Origin of the sequence: Pseudomonas sp. FJ2-5-13 (assembly GCF_029201605.1) — a bacterium.
Classification (GTDB): domain Bacteria; phylum Pseudomonadota; class Gammaproteobacteria; order Pseudomonadales; family Pseudomonadaceae; genus Aquipseudomonas; species Aquipseudomonas lactis.
Window position 1 is genome coordinate 5,392,156 of the sequence record NZ_CP104045.1, and the last position, 15,664, is coordinate 5,407,819.

The window sequence follows — 15,664 nt, forward strand, 5'->3', positions numbered from 1 at the left end:
CGGGAATCAGAACTGCGATTGCAGGTAATTCTCCAGGCCGATCAGCTTGATCAGGCCCAACTGCTTTTCCAGCCAGTAGGTGTGATCTTCTTCGGTGTCATTCAACTGCACCCGCAGTATTTCCCGGGTGACATAGTCGTTGTGCTGCTCGCAAAGCTCGATGCCCTTGCAGAGTGCGGCACGGACCTTGTACTCAAGGCGAAGATCGGCAGCGAGCATGTCAGGCACTGTGGTACCCACATCCAGATCATCAGGACGCATACGCGGCGTGCCTTCGAGCATCAGAATGCGGCGCATCAGGGCATCAGCGTGCTGCGCCTCTTCTTCCATTTCGTGGTTGATACGCTCGTAGAGCTCGGTAAAGCCCCAGTCTTCGTACATACGCGAATGGATGAAATATTGGTCACGAGCTGCCAGTTCGCCCGTCAGCAACGTGTTGAGGTAATCGATTACGTCGGGGTGACCTTGCATCGCCCTACATCTCCCTGCTTGAAAGGCTGTAGTTTGAACCATGCTGACTTGAAGGTCACGGGACAAACGGCATAAAAGTGAAGATTTCCGGAGAAAAGTAGCTGAAATAACGCAAAAACCGCCCAAATGAGGGCGGTTCTGCTTATCGTTTAGAGTCAGTTAAGCGATACACCCAGTGCCTTTGCGATTGCTTCTCCATAAGCCGGGTCGGCTTTATAGAAGTGCTGCAGTTGACGCTGGACCACGTCGCTGGAAACGCCCCCCATTGCACCGGCGATGTTATTGGTGAGCAACGCTTTTTGCTCGTCATTCATCAGACGGAACAGCGCACCGGCGTGGCTGTAGTAGTCCGTGTCTTCGCGATGATCGTAGCGATCAGCGGCGCCGCTCAGGGCCAATGCTGGCTCTGCATATTGCGGAGCTTGTTTCGGTGCGTCGGCGTAGCTGTTTGGCTCGTAGTTCGGAGCCGCCCCACCATTGCTGCCAAAAGCCATTGAGCCGTCACGCTGGTAGCTGTTAACCGGGCTACGTGGCGCGTTCACCGGCAGTTGCTGGTGGTTGGTGCCCACACGGTAGCGGTGCGCATCGGCGTAGGCAAAAACCCGACCTTGCAGCATACGGTCGGGCGACAGGCCAACGCCTGGGACCATGTTGCTTGGGCCAAATGCGGCCTGCTCGACTTCGGCGAAGTAGTTCTGCGGATTACGATTGAGCTCCAACTCACCCACTTCAATCAACGGGAATTCTTTTTGCGACCAGGTCTTGGTCACGTCAAACGGGTTCTCGTAATGGGCGTTCGCCTGGGCCTCGGTCATGATCTGGATGCACACGCGCCACTTGGGGAAGTCACCGCGCTCGATTGCGCCAAACAGATCGCGCTGGGCGTAGTCAGGATCAGTACCCGCCAAGCGGGCAGCCTCGGCCGGCGCCAGGTTCTTGATGCCTTGCTTGGTCTTGTAGTGCCACTTCACCCAATGACGCTCGCCCTGGGCGTTGATCAGGCTGTAAGTGTGGCTGCCGAAACCGTGCATGTGACGGTAGCCGTCTGGAATGCCACGGTCCGAAAACAGAATGGTGACTTGGTGCAGCGCCTCCGGGGAGTGCGACCAGAAATCCCACATCATCTGTGCGCTTTTCAGGTTGCTTTGCGGCAGACGCTTCTGGGTGTGGATAAAGTCCGGGAATTTCAGCGGGTCACGGATAAAGAACACCGGGGTGTTGTTACCGACGATGTCCCAGTTGCCTTCTTCGGTGTAGAACTTCAAGGCGAAGCCACGTGGATCGCGCTCAGTATCAGCCGAACCACGCTCACCGCCTACGGTGGAAAAACGCAGGAACGTAGGCGTCTGCTTGCCAACGGACTCGAACAACTTGGCGCTGGTGTACTGGGTAATGTCTTTTGTCACCGTGAAGGTACCGAAGGCACCCGAACCTTTGGCGTGCACGCGACGCTCAGGGATATTTTCACGGTTGAAGTGAGCAAGCTTCTCGATCAGGTGGAAATCGTCGAGCAGCAATGGGCCACGTGGGCCGGCGGAACGTGAGTTCTGATTGTCCGCAACGGGCGCGCCGCTGGCGGTGGTAAGGACTTTATTCTGGCTCATGCGCATCTTCCTCAGGTCGGGCTTTGAACTGCCGGCTAATCGGCTTGGAGGGAGTATTGACCATCCACATGACACCTACAAATTCATTAAATTGTAGGCTTCAATAGAAAATAACTACCAACATACCCAACGCTCATAGTGAGGCGTGTCGCTTGAGGATTCTTGTACGCAGCACGCTTTTGTTACGCGCACAAAAAACCGGGCACTAGGCCCGGTTTTTCGTTGCAGCTTGTCGTCTTACTCGGCGCTTACAGCTTCGCCGGCAGTAGCACGATCAACCAACTCGACGTACGCCATAGGCGCGTTGTCGCCAGCGCGGAAACCGCACTTGAGGATGCGCAGGTAGCCACCCTCACGGGTAGCGTAACGCTTGCCCAGGTCGTTGAAGAGCTTACCAACGATAGCTTTCGAACGAGTACGGTCGAAAGCCAGACGGCGGTTAGCCAGGCTGTCTGTCTTGGCCAAAGTGATCAGCGGCTCAGCAACGCGACGCAGTTCTTTAGCTTTCGGCAGTGTAGTTTTGATCAGCTCGTGCTCGAACAGCGACACCGCCATGTTTTGGAACATGGCCTTGCGGTGCGAGCTGGTACGGCTCAGGTGACGACCACTTTTACGATGACGCATGGTTCATTCCTTACCAAACTCACGTTCGGTGATTACGACGATCAGGCAGTCGCCTTGTCGTCCTTCTTAAGACTTGCAGGCGGCCAGTTGTCGAGGCGCATGCCGAGGGACAGACCGCGGGAGGCCAGAACGTCCTTGATTTCAGTCAAGGATTTCTTGCCCAGGTTCGGAGTCTTCAACAGTTCTACTTCGGTGCGCTGGATCAGGTCACCGATGTAGTAAATGTTTTCCGCCTTAAGGCAGTTAGCCGAACGTACAGTCAGTTCCAGATCGTCAACCGGGCGAAGCAGGATCGGATCGATCTCGTCTTCCTGCTCGATTACCACTGGTTCGCTGTCACCTTTGAGGTCGACGAACGCAGCCAACTGCTGTTGCAGAATGGTTGCAGCGCGGCGGATAGCCTCTTCAGGATCCAGGGTACCGTTGGTTTCCAGATCAATAACCAGCTTGTCCAGGTTAGTACGCTGTTCGACACGGGCGTTTTCCACCACGTATGCGATACGGCGAACCGGGCTGAACGAAGAGTCAAGCTGCAAGCGACCAATGCTGCGGCTTTCGTCTTCATCGCTCTGACGCGAGTCGGCCGGTTCATAACCACGACCACGAGCTACAGTGAGCTTCATGTTCAGGGCGCCGTTAGACGCCAGGTTAGCGATTACGTGATCGGGGTTAACGATCTCGACATCATGATCCAGCTGAATATCGGCAGCGGTAACCACCCCCGAACCCTTCTTCGACAAGGTCAGCGTAACTTCGTCACGGCCGTGCAGCTTGATAGCCAGACCTTTAAGGTTCAACAGGATTTCAATTACGTCTTCCTGTACACCTTCGATGGCGCTGTACTCGTGGAGCACACCGTCAATCTCGGCCTCGACTACTGCACAGCCGGGCATTGAGGACAACAGGATGCGGCGCAGCGCGTTGCCCAGGGTGTGGCCAAAACCACGCTCGAGAGGCTCGAGAGTAATTTTGGCGCGGGTTGGACTGACAACCTGCACATCAATGTGGCGGGGTGTCAGGAACTCATTTACCGAAATCTGCATGGATGCACCTATTTTCTAGCCCTTACTTGGAGTAGAGCTCGACAATCAGGCTTTCGTTGATGTCGGCGGACAGATCACTGCGAGCAGGAACGTTCTTGAAAACGCCCGACTTCTTCTCAGTGTCTACTTCTACCCATTCTACGCGGCCACGTTGGGCACACAGATCGAGAGCTTGGACAATGCGAAGTTGGTTTTTTGCTTTCTCGCGAACTGCGACCACGTCACCAGCACGAACCTGGTAGGACGGAACGTTTACGGTCTGACCGTTAACGCTGATCGACTTGTGCGATACCAGCTGACGGGATTCGGCACGAGTCGAACCAAAGCCCATACGGTATACAACGTTGTCCAGACGGCATTCGAGCAGTTGCAGCAGGTTTTCACCGGTTGCACCTTTCTTGCCAGCAGCTTCTTTGTAGTAGCCGCTGAACTGACGCTCGAGAACGCCGTAGATACGACGGACCTTCTGCTTTTCACGCAGTTGGGTGCCGTAGTCGGACTGGCGACCGCGGCGTTGGCCGTGGATACCAGGTGCTGCTTCAATGTTGCACTTCGATTCGATCGCGCGCACGCCGCTCTTCAGGAAGAGATCGGTGCCTTCGCGACGAGCGAGTTTGCATTTTGGACCAATGTAACGAGCCATTCTTTACAATCTCCTGGATTACACGCGGCGCTTCTTCGGCGGACGGCACCCGTTGTGCGGGATTGGCGTCACGTCGGTGATGCTGGCGATCTTATAGCCACAGCCGTTCAAAGCACGGACAGCAGACTCACGACCTGGACCTGGACCTTTGACGTTAACGTCGAGGTTTTTCAGGCCATATTCCAGCGCAGCTTGACCAGCACGTTCAGCAGCTACTTGAGCAGCAAACGGGGTGGACTTGCGGGAACCGCGGAAACCCGAACCACCGGAGGTAGCCCAAGAAAGCGCGTTACCTTGACGGTCGGTGATGGTCACGATGGTGTTGTTAAAAGATGCATGGATGTGGGCGATGCCATCAACCACTGTCTTTTTAACTTTTTTACGAGGACGAGCAGCAGGTTTTGCCATGATAATTTTCCTGTCGATTCGCTGGGGCGATTACTTGCGGATCGGCTTACGCGGACCTTTACGGGTACGCGCGTTAGTCTTGGTACGCTGACCGCGTACTGGAAGACCACGACGATGACGCAGACCGCGATAGCAACCGAGGTCCATCAAACGCTTGATTTTCATGTTGATTTCGCGACGCAGGTCACCTTCAGTGGTGAACTTCGCCACTTCGCCACGCAGCTGTTCAATCTGCTCGTCGCTCAGATCCTTGATCTTAGCGGCTGGGTTTACCCCAGCGACCGCGCAAATTTTCTGCGCAGTAGTGCGACCAACACCATAGATGTAGGTCAGCGAGATAACAGTGTGCTTGTTATCTGGAATGTTAACGCCTGCAATACGGGCCATTCAGTGGGACTCCAATTGACAGCTACCTACGCCCCGGAAGCCAAGAAATAGGGCGCGAGATAATATCGCTGTAATAACAAATAATCAACCCGGCAGCGCACTAGCTGCCGGGCTTCAAGCGGATCACACTCAGCCTTGGCGCTGTTTGTGACGCGGTTCCGCGCTGCAAATTACTCGAACAACACCTTCGCGGCGAATAATCTTGCAGTTACGGCACAGCTTTTTCACCGATGCACGAACTTTCATCACCAACTCCTCGAACCTTATGGGGTACTCAGCGCAACATGCCGCTGCCGTAGCCCTTCAGGTTGGCTTTCTTCATCAGGGATTCGTACTGGTGCGAAACGAGGTGCGATTGTACTTGGGACATGAAGTCCATCACAACCACGACCACGATCAGCAACGAGGTCCCGCCAAGGTAGAACGGAACGTTTGCTGCAACCACCAGGAACTGGGGCAACAGACACACGGCCGTCATATATAGAGCACCGAACAGGGTCAAACGAGTCAGAACGCCATCAATGTAGCGTGCCGACTGCTCACCTGGACGGATGCCCGGAATAAAGGCACCGGACTTCTTCAGGTTTTCCGCTACGTCTTTCGGATTGAACATCAACGCCGTATAGAAGAAGCAGAAGAAAATAATCCCTGCACTAAACAGCAGAATATTCAACGGCTGACCAGGAGCGATCGACTGAGAGAGGTCCTGCAGCCAGCCCATATTTTCAGACTGACCAAACCAGGTACCCAACGAAGCCGGAAACAGCAAGATGCTGCTCGCGAAAATTGCCGGAATAACACCGGCCATATTCACTTTCAGCGGCAAGTGGCTGGTCTGCGCAGCAAAGACCTTACGGCCCTGCTGACGCTTGGCGTAGTGAACAGCAATACGACGCTGGCCACGCTCAATGAACACCACAAAACCGATAATCGCTACTGCCAGCAAACCGATGGCAACCAAGGCGAAGATATTGATATCACCCTGACGCGCAGACTCGAAAGACTGCCCGATTGCTCTCGGAAGACCGGCGACGATACCTGCGAAAATCAACATCGAGATACCGTTGCCAACACCACGCTCAGTAATCTGCTCACCCAGCCACATCATGAACATCGCACCAGCCACAAACGTGGATACTGCGACGAAATGGAAGCCAAAGTCACCAGTGAACGCAACGCCCTGCCCGGCCAAGCCAACGGACATGCCGATAGCTTGAACCAGGGCGAGGACGACAGTGCCGTAGCGGGTGTACTGGCTAATCTTGCGACGGCCAGCTTCACCTTCCTTCTTCAACTGCTCCAGCTGCGGGCTGACGGCTGTCATCAGCTGCATGATGATCGATGCCGAGATGTACGGCATGATCCCCAGTGCAAAGATGCTCATCCGCTCCAGCGCGCCGCCGGAAAACATGTTGAACAAGCTAAGAATGGTCCCCTCATTCTGTCGAAACAGGTCTGCGAGTCGGTCCGGGTTGATACCTGGAACCGGGATGTGTGCGCCTATTCGGTAGACGATAATCGCCAGGAACAGAAAACGCAGACGAGCCCAAAGTTCAGACATACCGCCTTTGCCGAGCGCTGAGAGAGCACCTTGCTTAGCCATTTATTCCTCGAACTTGCCGCCAGCTGCTTCGATAGCCGAACGCGCACCTTTGGTGGCGCCGATTCCCTTGCCGATAGTGACAGCGCGAGTCACTTCACCGGACAGCATGATTTTCACACGCTGTACGTTGACGTTGATCACGTTGGCATCTTTCAGGGTCTGCACAGTAACGATGTCGCCTTCCACTTTAGCCAGCTCGGACAGACGCACTTCTGCGCGGTCCATGGCTTTCAGGGATACGAAACCGAACTTAGGCAGGCGACGATGCAGCGGCTGTTGACCGCCTTCAAAGCCTGGAGCAATGGTGCCACCGGAGCGGGAGGTTTGACCCTTGTGGCCACGGCCACCGGTCTTACCCAAACCACTACCGATACCACGGCCCGGACGATGCTTTTCGCGACGGGAACCCGGCGCTGGACTCAGATCATTGAGTTTCATCGATTAACCCTCTACACGCAGCATGTAGTAAGCCTTGTTGATCATCCCGCGATTCTCGGGAGTATCCTGGACTTCTACAGTGTGACCGATGCGACGCAGACCCAAACCTTTAACGCACAATTTGTGGTTAGGGATGCGGCCGGTCATGCTTTTGATCAGCGTTACTTTAACGGTAGCCATGATCAGAAGATCTCCTTGACAGTCAGACCACGCTTGGCAGCGATGGACTCAGGAGATTGCATAGCCTTCAGACCCTTGAAAGTGGCGTGAACCACGTTTACCGGGTTAGTCGAGCCGTAGCACTTGGCCAGAACGTTCTGAACGCCAGCAACTTCGAGGACAGCACGCATAGCGCCGCCAGCGATGATACCGGTACCTTCAGAAGCAGGCTGCATGTACACCTTCGAAGCGCCGTGAGCGGACTTCATTGCGTACTGCAGAGTGGTGCCGTTCAGATCAACTTGGATCATGTTGCGACGAGCAGCTTCCATTGCCTTCTGGATCGCAGCAGGCACTTCACGTGACTTGCCACGGCCGAAGCCAACACGCCCTTTACCATCACCCACCACGGTCAACGCGGTGAAAGTGAAGATACGGCCGCCTTTAACGGTTTTGGCTACGCGGTTAACTTGAACCAGCTTCTCAATGTAGCCTTCGTCGCGCTTTTGGTCGTTATTTGACATAACTTAGAACTCCAGCCCAGCTTCACGAGCAGCATCAGCCAGCGCTTTCACGCGACCGTGGTACTTGAAGCCAGAGCGGTCGAAAGCCACTTGCGAGACGCCAGCGGCCTTAGCACGCGTAGCGACCAGCTGGCCAACCTTTGTGGCCGCGTCGATGTTGCCAGTGGCACCATCACGCAGTTCTTTATCCAAAGTCGAGGCGCTTGCCAGGACTTTGTTGCCGTCGGCCGAGATGACCTGGGCGTAGATGTGCTGCGACGAGCGGAACACGCAGAGACGCACGACTTCGAGTTCGTGCATTTTCAGGCGTGCTTTGCGAGCGCGACGCAGTCGAGTAACTTTTTTGTCGGTCATTTGCTATGCCCTACTTCTTCTTGGCTTCTTTACGACGGACGACTTCGTCCGCGTAGCGCACACCTTTGCCTTTGTACGGCTCTGGTGGACGGAAGTCGCGGATCTCAGCGGCCACTTGACCTACCAGCTGCTTGTCGATGCCCTTGATCAGGATATCGGTCTGGCTAGGAGTCTCAGCAGTGATGCCCGCTGGCAGTTCGTAATCCACTGGGTGCGAGAAGCCAAGGGCAAGGTTCAAAACCGTGCCTTTTGCTTGCGCTTTGTAACCAACACCGACCAGCTGGAGCTTACGCTCGAAGCCTTGGCTTACGCCTTGGACCATGTTGTTTACCAACGCACGCGTGGTACCGGCCATTGCGCGAGTTTGTTGATCGCCATTGCGAGCAGCGAAACGCAGCTCACCAGCTTCTTCAACGATCTCAACGGACGAATGGATGTTCAGTTCAAGAGTACCCTTGGCACCCTTCACCGAAAGCTGTTGGCCTGCGAATTTGACTTCGACACCGGCTGGCAGCTTAACGGGGTTCTTAGCGACGCGAGACATGCTTATCCCCCCTTAGAACACAGTGCAAAGAACTTCGCCGCCGACACCGGCAGCGCGCGCAGCACGATCCGTCATCACACCTTTGTTGGTGGAGACGATAGACACGCCCAGACCGCCACGAACTTTCGGCAGATCTTCAGCGGACTTGTACTGACGCAGGCCTGGACGGCTAACGCGCTTCACTTCCTCGATGACCGAACGGCCTTCGAAGTACTTCAGCTCGATGGACAGCAGTGGTTTGATTTCGCTGCTGATCTGATAACCCGCAATGTAGCCTTCGTCTTTCAGGACTTTGGCAACAGCTACCTTCAACTTGGAAGATGGCATGCTTACGACGGACTTTTCAGCCATCTGGGCATTACGGATACGAGTTAGCATGTCCGCTAACGGGTCCTGCATACTCATGGGCTAGACGCTCCTAATACAAAAAAATTAGCCTTGCGGCTACATATGTCGCCGAGAATCTCCGAGCACAAAAAACACGGGCTCAGGCGAGCCGCGTATTTTAGACATACTCCAGAAATGAAACAAGCCCCAAAAGGGGCTTGATCCAGATTCAAGGTCACCGGTGGTCAGTATCTTGCGATTCCGACCACCCGGACGTTGAAAGTACTTACCAGCTGGCTTTAACCAGACCTGGTACGTCACCACGCATTGCCGCTTCACGCAGTTTGTTACGGCCGAGGCCGAACTTGCGGTAAACGCCGTGTGGACGACCGGTCAGGCGGCAGCGGTTACGCATGCGCGAAGCGCTTGCGTCACGTGGCTGCTTCTGCAGAGCAACTGTAGCTTCCCAACGCGCTTCTGGACTTGCGTTCAGATCAACGATGATTGCTTTCAGTGCTGCACGCTTCTTGGCGTACTTGGCAACCGTGAGCTGACGCTTCAGCTCGCGGTTTTTCATGCTCATCTTGGCCATGGTCCTACTCCAATCAGTTGCGGAACGGGAATTTGAAAGCACGCAACAGGGCGCGACCTTCATCATCGTTCTTGGCAGTGGTGGTCAGGGTGATGTCCAGACCGCGGAGAGCATCGATCTTGTCGTAGTCGATTTCCGGGAAGATGATCTGCTCTTTCACGCCCATGCTGTAGTTACCACGACCATCGAAGGACTTGGCATTCAGGCCGCGGAAGTCGCGGACCCGAGGCAGGGAGATCGACAGCAGACGATCCAGGAATTCGTACATACGCTCACGGCGCAGAGTCACTTTGACGCCGATCGGCCAACCTTCACGGACTTTAAAGCCAGCGATGGATTTCCGAGCGTAAGTCACAACGACTTTCTGACCGGTGATCTTTTCCAGGTCGGCAACAGCGTGCTCGATGACTTTTTTGTCGCCGATCGCTTCGCCCAGACCCATGTTCAGGGTGATTTTGGTGACGCGCGGAACTTCCATCACGTTCCCGAGCTTAAGTTCTTCCTTAAGCTTAGGGGCGATTTCCTTCCGGTAAATCTCTTGTAGTCGTGCCATGGTCTAATCTACCTAGCAGTGTTCAAGCATCAACCGCTTTTTGGGTCGACTTGAAGACACGAATTTTCTTACCGTCTTCTACTTTGAAACCAACGCGGTCAGCCTTGTTGGTTTCGCCGTTGAAGATGGCGACGTTAGAAGCATCCAGCGGAGCTTCTTTCTCGACGATACCGCCCTGCACGCCCGACATCGGGTTAGGCTTGGTATGACGCTTGACCAGGTTCAGACCACCGATAACCAGACGGTTATTAGCGAGAACCTTAAGCACCTTACCGCGCTTACCTTTGTCTTTGCCGGCGATCACGATGATCTCGTCGTCACGACGAATCTTTTGCATGTCGGATCTCCTTACAGCACTTCTGGGGCGAGCGAGACGATCTTCATGAACTTCTCAGTACGAAGTTCACGGGTCACTGGCCCAAAGATACGGGTGCCGATCGGCTCTTGCTTGTTGTTCAGAAGAACAGCAGCGTTGCCATCAAAGCGGATAATGGAGCCATCAGCACGACGTACGCCGTGACGAGTGCGGACTACAACAGCAGTCATCACTTGGCCTTTTTTCACCTTACCGCGAGGAATTGCTTCCTTCACGGTAACTTTGATGATGTCACCGATACCAGCGTAACGACGATGGGAGCCACCCAGCACCTTGATGCACATAACACGGCGAGCGCCGCTGTTATCGGCCACATCGAGCATGGATTGAGTCTGAATCATATAATTTCTCCGACCCCTAGTCCTTAGACTTCCACAGCGCGTTCGAGAACATCAACCAGTGCCCAAGACTTGGTCTTGGCCATCGGACGAGTTTCACGAATAGTGACTTTGTCGCCGATGTGGCACTGATTGGTTTCGTCGTGCGCGTGCAGCTTAGTCGAACGCTTAACATATTTACCGTAGATCGGGTGCTTAACGCGACGCTCGATCAAAACGGTGATGGTTTTGTCCATCTTGTCGCTGACAACACGGCCAGTCAGCGTACGGACAGTCTTTTCGGCTTCAGCCATGATCACTTACCTGCCTGCTGGTTGAGCACAGTCTTCACGCGAGCGATGTCACGCTTAACTTGCGAGAGCAGATGAGACTGCCCCAACTGGCCAGTTGCTTTCTGCATACGCAGATTGAACTGGTCGCGCAGCAGGCCGAGCAGTTGCTCGTTCAGCTGCTGTGCGGATTTTTCACGAAGTTCATTCGCTTTCATCACATCACCGTCCGTTTAACAAAGGAGGTGGCGAGCGGCAGCTTTGCAGCAGCCAGGGCGAAAGCCTCACGCGCCAGCTCTTCAGAAACACCCTCGATTTCATACAGGACTTTGCCTGGCTGAATCTGGGCTACCCAGTATTCCACGTTACCCTTACCTTTACCCATCCGAACCTCGAGAGGCTTTTTGGAGATCGGCTTGTCCGGGAATACACGGATCCAGATCTTACCGCCACGTTTTACGTGACGGGTCAGAGCACGACGCGCTGACTCGATCTGACGAGCGGTGAGACGACCACGAGCTACAGACTTCAGCGCGAACTCGCCGAAGCTGACTTTGCTACCGCGCTGAGCCAGACCACGGTTGTGGCCTGTCATCTGCTTGCGGAACTTCGTACGCTTAGGTTGCAACATTTGGCGTACCCCTTACTTAGCAGCTTTTTTACGAGGCGCTGGTGCTTGTGGTTTCAGTTCTTCTTGGCGACCACCAATTACTTCGCCTTTGAAGATCCAAACCTTTACACCGATCACACCGTAAGTGGTGTGAGCTTCGTAGTTGGCATAGTCGATGTCGGCACGCAGGGTGTGCAGTGGCACACGACCTTCGCGATACCATTCAGTACGTGCGATTTCAGCACCGCCGAGACGACCGCTCACTTGGATTTTGATGCCTTTGGCACCAATGCGCATGGCGTTCTGTACGGCGCGCTTCATAGCGCGACGGAACATTACGCGACGCTCCAGCTGCTGAGCTACGCTCTGCGCAACCAGCATACCGTCGAGCTCCGGCTTGCGGATCTCTTCGATATTGATGTGCACAGGCACACCCATTTGCTTGGTCAGGTCCTGACGCAGTTTCTCAACATCTTCACCTTTCTTCCCGATAACGATACCTGGACGAGCGGTGTGGATGGTGATACGTGCAGTTTGGGCCGGACGATGGATATCGATACGGCTTACGGACGCGCTTTTTAGTTTGTCTTGGAGATACTCACGCACCTTCAGATCAGCGAACAAGTAGTCCGCATAAGTCCGACCGTCTGCGTACCAGACGGAGGTGTGCTCCTTGACGATTCCCAGGCGAATGCCAATGGGATGTACTTTCTGACCCATCTCTTCGACTCCGTTACTTGTCAGCAACCTTGACAGTGATATGGCAAGACCGCTTGACGATGCGATCAGCACGGCCTTTGGCACGTGGCATGATGCGCTTCAGCGAACGCCCTTCGTTGACGAAAACGGTGCTGACCTTCAGGTCATCAACGTCTGCGCCTTCGTTATGCTCGGCGTTGGCTACGGCCGACTCCAGCACTTTCTTCATGATCTCGGCGGCTTTCTTACTGCTGAAAGCCAACAGGTTGAGCGCTTCGCCCACCTTCTTCCCGCGGATCTGGTCGGCGACCAAGCGGGCTTTCTGGGCGGAGATTCGAGCGCCCGACAACTTAGCGGCTACTTCCATTTCCTAACCCCTTAACGCTTGGCTTTCTTGTCTGCCACGTGCCCACGATAAGTGCGGGTACCGGCAAACTCGCCCAGTTTGTGGCCGACCATGTCTTCGTTAACGAGAACTGGGACGTGTTGACGACCGTTGTGTACTGCGATGGTCAGACCGACCATTTGTGGCAGGATCATCGAACGACGCGACCAGGTTTTAACTGGTTTGCGATCGTTCTTTTCCGCCGCCACTTCGATCTTCTTCAGTAGGTGAAGATCAATAAAAGGACCTTTTTTCAGAGAACGTGGCACTGTCGTATCCCTCTATTTACTTGCGACGACGGACGATCATTTTGTCGGTACGCTTATTACCACGAGTCTTCGCGCCCTTAGTCGGGAAGCCCCATGGCGATACCGGATGACGACCACCAGAGGTACGACCTTCACCACCACCGTGTGGGTGGTCAACCGGGTTCATGGCAACACCACGAACGGTTGGGCGAACGCCACGCCAGCGTTTGGCACCAGCTTTACCCAACGAACGCAGGCTGTGCTCGGAGTTCGAGACTTCGCCCAGGGTCGCACGGCATTCAGCCAGTACTTTACGCATCTCACCAGAACGCAGACGCAGGGTCACGTAGACACCTTCACGAGCGATCAGCTGAGCCGAAGCACCAGCGGAACGAGCGATCTGTGCGCCTTTACCTGGCTTCAATTCGATGCCGTGTACGGTGCTACCAACTGGAATGTTACGCAGTTGCAGAGCGTTGCCCGGCTTGATCGGTGCCAGAGCACCTGCGATCAGCTGGTCGCCAGCACTCACGCCTTTAGGGGCGATGATGTAGCGACGCTCGCCATCTGCGTACAGCAGCAGAGCGATGTGAGCAGTACGGTTTGGATCGTATTCGATACGCTCGACAGTGGCAGCGATGCCATCTTTGTCGTTGCGACGGAAGTCGACCAGACGATAATGCTGCTTATGGCCACCACCGATGTGACGAGTGGTAATGCGACCATTGTTGTTACGACCACCAGACTTCGATTTTTTCTCGAGCAGCGGTGCGTGAGGAGCGCCTTTATGCAGCTCCTGGTTGACCACCTTGACCACAAAACGGCGGCCAGGGGAAGTCGGTTTGCATTTAACGATTGCCATGATGCACCCCTTCCTTACTCAGCACTGCTGCTGAAATCGAGATCTTGGCCTGGCTGAAGGGAGATAACTGCCTTCTTCCAGTCATTACGCTTGCCCAGACCGCGAGCAGTGCGCTTGCTCTTACCCAGAACATTCAGGGTAGTAACACGCTCTACTTTCACGCTGAACAGGCTTTCGACGGCCTTCTTGATTTCCAGCTTGGTTGCGTCAGTTGCAACCTTGAAAACGAACTGGCCTTTCTTGTCAGCCAGAACCGTAGCCTTTTCGGAAACGTGCGGGCCAAGCAGAACTTTAAATACGCGTTCCTGGTTCATCCCAGCAGCTCCTCGAATTTCTTCACGGCCGACACGGTGATCAACACCTTGTCGTATGCGATCAGACTAACTGGATCGGAACCTTGCACGTCACGTACATCAACGTGTGGCAGGTTGCGAGCAGCCAGGTACAGGTTCTGATCAACAGCTTCGGACACGATCAAAACGTCGGTCAGGCTCATGTTGTTCAGTTTGCCCAGCAGATCTTTGGTTTTTGGACTTTCAACAGCGAAGTCCTGAACCACGACCAGACGATCAGTACGCACGAGTTCAGCAAGGATGGAGCGCAGTGCTGCGCGATACATCTTCTTGTTGAGCTTCTGAGAGTGATCCTGTGGACGAGCTGCGAAAGTGGTACCGCCGCCACGCCAGATTGGGCTACGGATAGTACCGGCACGAGCACGGCCAGTGCCTTTCTGACGCCAAGGGCGCTTACCGCCACCACGTACGTCGGAACGGGTCTTTTGCTGCTTGCTACCTTGACGGCCGCCGGCCATGTAGGCCACGACTGCTTGGTGAACGAGCGTCTCGTTGAATTCGCCGCCAAATGTCAGTTCGGAAACTTCGATCGCTTGAGCGTCATTTACATTTAATTGCATGTCAGCTTCCCCTTAACCGCGAGCCTTGGCCGCTGGACGTACAACCAGGTTGCCGCCAGTAGCGCCAGGAACAGCACCCTTGACCAACAACAGATTGCGTTCAGCGTCGACGCGCACTACTTCGAGGGACTGCACGGTCACGCGCTCAGCGCCCATATGACCGGACATTTTTTTGCCCTTGAATACACGACCAGGAGTCTGGCACTGGCCAATAGAGCCCGGGACGCGGTGGGAAACGGAGTTACCGTGAGTGTTGTCTTGACCACGGAAATTCCAACGCTTGATCGTACCCTGGAAGCCTTTACCCTTGGACTGACCGGTTACATCAACCAGTTGACCAGCGGCGAAGATTTCAGCGTTGATCAGATCGCCAGCCTGGTAGTCGCCGTCTTCAAGACGGAACTCCATGACAGTACGACCAGCTGCAACGTTTGCTTTAGCGAAGTGACCTGCTTGAGCAGCAGTCACGCGCGAAGCACGACGCTCGCCGACAGTGACTTGCACTGCACGATAGCCATCGGTTTCTTCAGTTTTGAACTGGGTGACGCGATTCGGTTCGATCTCAATGACCGTGACCGGAATGGAGACACCTTCTTCGGTGAAAATACGGGTCATACCGCATTTACGACCGACTACACCAATAGTCATGTTGTAAACCTCATGAGTGTACGGGGCTTTCACCCGCTATGG

General features: G+C 54.8%; 29 protein-coding genes. All 29 read right to left on the minus strand.

Annotation, left to right across the window (positions count from 1 at the left end; translation table 11 throughout):
- Positions 1–6: 6 nt before the first annotated feature.
- A complete protein-coding gene (gene bfr / locus N2A98_RS23865; RefSeq protein ID WP_003176400.1) occupies positions 7–471 on the minus strand; it encodes a bacterioferritin in 465 nt (154 codons plus the stop codon).
- A 155-nt stretch (positions 472–626) separates the two neighbouring features.
- Positions 627–2,075 (minus strand): catalase, encoded by a 1,449-nt coding sequence (locus tag N2A98_RS23870; protein ID WP_047711897.1) that lies wholly within the window; start codon positions 2,073–2,075, stop codon positions 627–629.
- A gap of 237 nt (positions 2,076–2,312) precedes the next feature.
- Positions 2,313–2,699, minus strand: coding sequence for a 50S ribosomal protein L17 (gene rplQ, locus N2A98_RS23875; RefSeq protein WP_003176402.1), 387 nt, complete (start codon positions 2,697–2,699; stop codon positions 2,313–2,315).
- A gap of 41 nt (positions 2,700–2,740) precedes the next feature.
- A complete protein-coding gene (rpoA, locus tag N2A98_RS23880; protein ID WP_003176403.1) occupies positions 2,741–3,742 on the minus strand; it encodes a DNA-directed RNA polymerase subunit alpha in 1,002 nt (333 codons plus the stop codon).
- Between the two features lie 22 nt (positions 3,743–3,764).
- Positions 3,765–4,385, minus strand: a complete 621-nt coding sequence (gene rpsD / locus N2A98_RS23885; RefSeq protein WP_003176404.1) for a 30S ribosomal protein S4 — start codon at positions 4,383–4,385, stop codon at positions 3,765–3,767.
- 18 nt (positions 4,386–4,403) lie between these two features.
- Positions 4,404–4,793 (minus strand): 30S ribosomal protein S11, encoded by a 390-nt coding sequence (gene rpsK / locus N2A98_RS23890; protein ID WP_002555466.1) that lies wholly within the window; start codon positions 4,791–4,793, stop codon positions 4,404–4,406.
- A gap of 30 nt (positions 4,794–4,823) precedes the next feature.
- Positions 4,824–5,180 carry a 30S ribosomal protein S13 gene (gene rpsM, locus N2A98_RS23895; RefSeq protein ID WP_003194635.1) on the minus strand — a complete coding sequence of 119 codons (357 nt, stop codon included), beginning with the start codon at positions 5,178–5,180 and terminating at the stop codon, positions 4,824–4,826.
- Between the two features lie 129 nt (positions 5,181–5,309).
- Positions 5,310–5,426, minus strand: coding sequence for a 50S ribosomal protein L36 (gene rpmJ, locus N2A98_RS23900; protein ID WP_002555468.1), 117 nt, complete (start codon positions 5,424–5,426; stop codon positions 5,310–5,312).
- 28 nt (positions 5,427–5,454) lie between these two features.
- Positions 5,455–6,783: a preprotein translocase subunit SecY gene (gene secY, locus N2A98_RS23905; RefSeq protein WP_003194637.1), complete on the minus strand. Its 1,329-nt coding sequence runs from the start codon at positions 6,781–6,783 to the stop codon at positions 5,455–5,457.
- On the minus strand, positions 6,784–7,221 hold the full coding sequence (rplO, locus tag N2A98_RS23910) for a 50S ribosomal protein L15 (protein WP_003176407.1): 438 nt from the start codon (positions 7,219–7,221) through the stop codon (positions 6,784–6,786). It lies immediately after the preceding gene.
- A 3-nt stretch (positions 7,222–7,224) separates the two neighbouring features.
- Positions 7,225–7,401 carry a 50S ribosomal protein L30 gene (gene rpmD / locus N2A98_RS23915; RefSeq protein WP_003176408.1) on the minus strand — a complete coding sequence of 59 codons (177 nt, stop codon included), beginning with the start codon at positions 7,399–7,401 and terminating at the stop codon, positions 7,225–7,227.
- 2 nt (positions 7,402–7,403) lie between these two features.
- Positions 7,404–7,904: a 30S ribosomal protein S5 gene (rpsE, locus tag N2A98_RS23920; protein ID WP_003176409.1), complete on the minus strand. Its 501-nt coding sequence runs from the start codon at positions 7,902–7,904 to the stop codon at positions 7,404–7,406.
- A gap of 3 nt (positions 7,905–7,907) precedes the next feature.
- On the minus strand, positions 7,908–8,258 hold the full coding sequence (gene rplR / locus N2A98_RS23925) for a 50S ribosomal protein L18 (protein ID WP_003186037.1): 351 nt from the start codon (positions 8,256–8,258) through the stop codon (positions 7,908–7,910).
- Between the two features lie 10 nt (positions 8,259–8,268).
- The gene (gene rplF, locus N2A98_RS23930; RefSeq protein WP_003194640.1) at positions 8,269–8,802 is read right to left on the minus strand and encodes a 50S ribosomal protein L6; all 534 of its coding nucleotides are present in this window, start codon (positions 8,800–8,802) and stop codon (positions 8,269–8,271) included.
- Positions 8,803–8,814: 12 nt separating this feature from the next.
- Entirely contained in the window at positions 8,815–9,207 is a 393-nt protein-coding gene (rpsH, locus tag N2A98_RS23935) for a 30S ribosomal protein S8 (RefSeq protein WP_003176413.1), read from the minus strand.
- A gap of 208 nt (positions 9,208–9,415) precedes the next feature.
- Entirely contained in the window at positions 9,416–9,721 is a 306-nt protein-coding gene (rpsN, locus tag N2A98_RS23940; RefSeq protein ID WP_003176414.1) for a 30S ribosomal protein S14, read from the minus strand.
- 13 nt (positions 9,722–9,734) lie between these two features.
- Positions 9,735–10,274 (minus strand): 50S ribosomal protein L5, encoded by a 540-nt coding sequence (gene rplE, locus N2A98_RS23945; protein WP_003194642.1) that lies wholly within the window; start codon positions 10,272–10,274, stop codon positions 9,735–9,737.
- Positions 10,275–10,296: 22 nt separating this feature from the next.
- Complete coding sequence (gene rplX, locus N2A98_RS23950; protein ID WP_003176416.1) at positions 10,297–10,611, minus strand: 50S ribosomal protein L24; 315 nt, start codon at positions 10,609–10,611, stop codon at positions 10,297–10,299.
- Between the two features lie 11 nt (positions 10,612–10,622).
- The gene (rplN, locus tag N2A98_RS23955; protein ID WP_002555479.1) at positions 10,623–10,991 is read right to left on the minus strand and encodes a 50S ribosomal protein L14; all 369 of its coding nucleotides are present in this window, start codon (positions 10,989–10,991) and stop codon (positions 10,623–10,625) included.
- A gap of 23 nt (positions 10,992–11,014) precedes the next feature.
- On the minus strand, positions 11,015–11,281 hold the full coding sequence (rpsQ, locus tag N2A98_RS23960; RefSeq protein ID WP_003194644.1) for a 30S ribosomal protein S17: 267 nt from the start codon (positions 11,279–11,281) through the stop codon (positions 11,015–11,017).
- Positions 11,282–11,283: 2 nt separating this feature from the next.
- A complete protein-coding gene (gene rpmC / locus N2A98_RS23965) occupies positions 11,284–11,475 on the minus strand; it encodes a 50S ribosomal protein L29 (protein WP_002555481.1) in 192 nt (63 codons plus the stop codon).
- Complete coding sequence (gene rplP, locus N2A98_RS23970; protein WP_003176421.1) at positions 11,475–11,888, minus strand: 50S ribosomal protein L16; 414 nt, start codon at positions 11,886–11,888, stop codon at positions 11,475–11,477. The genes rpmC and rplP overlap by 1 nt, the downstream gene beginning before the upstream one ends.
- Before the next feature lie 12 nt (positions 11,889–11,900).
- Positions 11,901–12,587: a 30S ribosomal protein S3 gene (rpsC, locus tag N2A98_RS23975; protein ID WP_003176422.1), complete on the minus strand. Its 687-nt coding sequence runs from the start codon at positions 12,585–12,587 to the stop codon at positions 11,901–11,903.
- A 13-nt stretch (positions 12,588–12,600) separates the two neighbouring features.
- A complete protein-coding gene (gene rplV / locus N2A98_RS23980) occupies positions 12,601–12,933 on the minus strand; it encodes a 50S ribosomal protein L22 (protein WP_003103908.1) in 333 nt (110 codons plus the stop codon).
- 11 nt (positions 12,934–12,944) lie between these two features.
- Positions 12,945–13,220, minus strand: coding sequence for a 30S ribosomal protein S19 (gene rpsS / locus N2A98_RS23985; protein WP_002555486.1), 276 nt, complete (start codon positions 13,218–13,220; stop codon positions 12,945–12,947).
- A gap of 16 nt (positions 13,221–13,236) precedes the next feature.
- Entirely contained in the window at positions 13,237–14,061 is an 825-nt protein-coding gene (rplB, locus tag N2A98_RS23990; RefSeq protein WP_003186055.1) for a 50S ribosomal protein L2, read from the minus strand.
- Between the two features lie 14 nt (positions 14,062–14,075).
- Entirely contained in the window at positions 14,076–14,375 is a 300-nt protein-coding gene (gene rplW, locus N2A98_RS23995) for a 50S ribosomal protein L23 (RefSeq protein ID WP_002555488.1), read from the minus strand.
- Positions 14,372–14,974 (minus strand): 50S ribosomal protein L4, encoded by a 603-nt coding sequence (gene rplD, locus N2A98_RS24000; RefSeq protein WP_003176424.1) that lies wholly within the window; start codon positions 14,972–14,974, stop codon positions 14,372–14,374. Before rplD ends, rplW begins: the two co-directional genes overlap by 4 nt.
- A gap of 12 nt (positions 14,975–14,986) precedes the next feature.
- Complete coding sequence (gene rplC / locus N2A98_RS24005) at positions 14,987–15,622, minus strand: 50S ribosomal protein L3 (protein ID WP_003194649.1); 636 nt, start codon at positions 15,620–15,622, stop codon at positions 14,987–14,989.
- Positions 15,623–15,664: the final 42 nt, after the last annotated feature.

What these genes read in the sequence shown, in the direction of transcription:
- rpsM (WP_003194635.1), bottom strand. Translation starts at nt 5,180, where the DNA reads ATGGCCCGTATTGCAGGCGTTAACATTCCAGATAACAAGCACACTGTT.
- rplC (WP_003194649.1), bottom strand. Translation starts at nt 15,622, where the DNA reads ATGACTATTGGTGTAGTCGGTCGTAAATGCGGTATGACCCGTATTTTC.
- rplN (WP_002555479.1), bottom strand. Translation starts at nt 10,991, where the DNA reads ATGATTCAGACTCAATCCATGCTCGATGTGGCCGATAACAGCGGCGCT.
- rplX (WP_003176416.1), bottom strand. Translation starts at nt 10,611, where the DNA reads ATGCAAAAGATTCGTCGTGACGACGAGATCATCGTGATCGCCGGCAAA.
- rpsQ (WP_003194644.1), bottom strand. Translation starts at nt 11,281, where the DNA reads ATGGCTGAAGCCGAAAAGACTGTCCGTACGCTGACTGGCCGTGTTGTC.
- secY (WP_003194637.1), bottom strand. Translation starts at nt 6,783, where the DNA reads ATGGCTAAGCAAGGTGCTCTCTCAGCGCTCGGCAAAGGCGGTATGTCT.
- rplO (WP_003176407.1), bottom strand. Translation starts at nt 7,221, where the DNA reads ATGAAACTCAATGATCTGAGTCCAGCGCCGGGTTCCCGTCGCGAAAAG.
- rpsH (WP_003176413.1), bottom strand. Translation starts at nt 9,207, where the DNA reads ATGAGTATGCAGGACCCGTTAGCGGACATGCTAACTCGTATCCGTAAT.
- rpmC (WP_002555481.1), bottom strand. Translation starts at nt 11,475, where the DNA reads ATGAAAGCGAATGAACTTCGTGAAAAATCCGCACAGCAGCTGAACGAG.
- rplP (WP_003176421.1), bottom strand. Translation starts at nt 11,888, where the DNA reads ATGTTGCAACCTAAGCGTACGAAGTTCCGCAAGCAGATGACAGGCCAC.
- rplQ (WP_003176402.1), bottom strand. Translation starts at nt 2,699, where the DNA reads ATGCGTCATCGTAAAAGTGGTCGTCACCTGAGCCGTACCAGCTCGCAC.
- rpmD (WP_003176408.1), bottom strand. Translation starts at nt 7,401, where the DNA reads ATGGCTACCGTTAAAGTAACGCTGATCAAAAGCATGACCGGCCGCATC.
- rplV (WP_003103908.1), bottom strand. Translation starts at nt 12,933, where the DNA reads ATGGAAGTAGCCGCTAAGTTGTCGGGCGCTCGAATCTCCGCCCAGAAA.
- rpsD (WP_003176404.1), bottom strand. Translation starts at nt 4,385, where the DNA reads ATGGCTCGTTACATTGGTCCAAAATGCAAACTCGCTCGTCGCGAAGGC.
- rplE (WP_003194642.1), bottom strand. Translation starts at nt 10,274, where the DNA reads ATGGCACGACTACAAGAGATTTACCGGAAGGAAATCGCCCCTAAGCTT.
- rplD (WP_003176424.1), bottom strand. Translation starts at nt 14,974, where the DNA reads ATGCAATTAAATGTAAATGACGCTCAAGCGATCGAAGTTTCCGAACTG.
- rplW (WP_002555488.1), bottom strand. Translation starts at nt 14,375, where the DNA reads ATGAACCAGGAACGCGTATTTAAAGTTCTGCTTGGCCCGCACGTTTCC.
- rpsN (WP_003176414.1), bottom strand. Translation starts at nt 9,721, where the DNA reads ATGGCCAAGATGAGCATGAAAAACCGCGAGCTGAAGCGTCAGCTCACG.
- rpsK (WP_002555466.1), bottom strand. Translation starts at nt 4,793, where the DNA reads ATGGCAAAACCTGCTGCTCGTCCTCGTAAAAAAGTTAAAAAGACAGTG.
- rplF (WP_003194640.1), bottom strand. Translation starts at nt 8,802, where the DNA reads ATGTCTCGCGTCGCTAAGAACCCCGTTAAGCTGCCAGCCGGTGTCGAA.
- rplB (WP_003186055.1), bottom strand. Translation starts at nt 14,061, where the DNA reads ATGGCAATCGTTAAATGCAAACCGACTTCCCCTGGCCGCCGTTTTGTG.
- rpmJ (WP_002555468.1), bottom strand. Translation starts at nt 5,426, where the DNA reads ATGAAAGTTCGTGCATCGGTGAAAAAGCTGTGCCGTAACTGCAAGATT.
- N2A98_RS23870 (WP_047711897.1), bottom strand. Translation starts at nt 2,075, where the DNA reads ATGAGCCAGAATAAAGTCCTTACCACCGCCAGCGGCGCGCCCGTTGCG.
- rplR (WP_003186037.1), bottom strand. Translation starts at nt 8,258, where the DNA reads ATGACCGACAAAAAAGTTACTCGACTGCGTCGCGCTCGCAAAGCACGC.
- rpsC (WP_003176422.1), bottom strand. Translation starts at nt 12,587, where the DNA reads ATGGGTCAGAAAGTACATCCCATTGGCATTCGCCTGGGAATCGTCAAG.
- rpsE (WP_003176409.1), bottom strand. Translation starts at nt 7,904, where the DNA reads ATGTCAAATAACGACCAAAAGCGCGACGAAGGCTACATTGAGAAGCTG.
- rpoA (WP_003176403.1), bottom strand. Translation starts at nt 3,742, where the DNA reads ATGCAGATTTCGGTAAATGAGTTCCTGACACCCCGCCACATTGATGTG.
- bfr (WP_003176400.1), bottom strand. Translation starts at nt 471, where the DNA reads ATGCAAGGTCACCCCGACGTAATCGATTACCTCAACACGTTGCTGACG.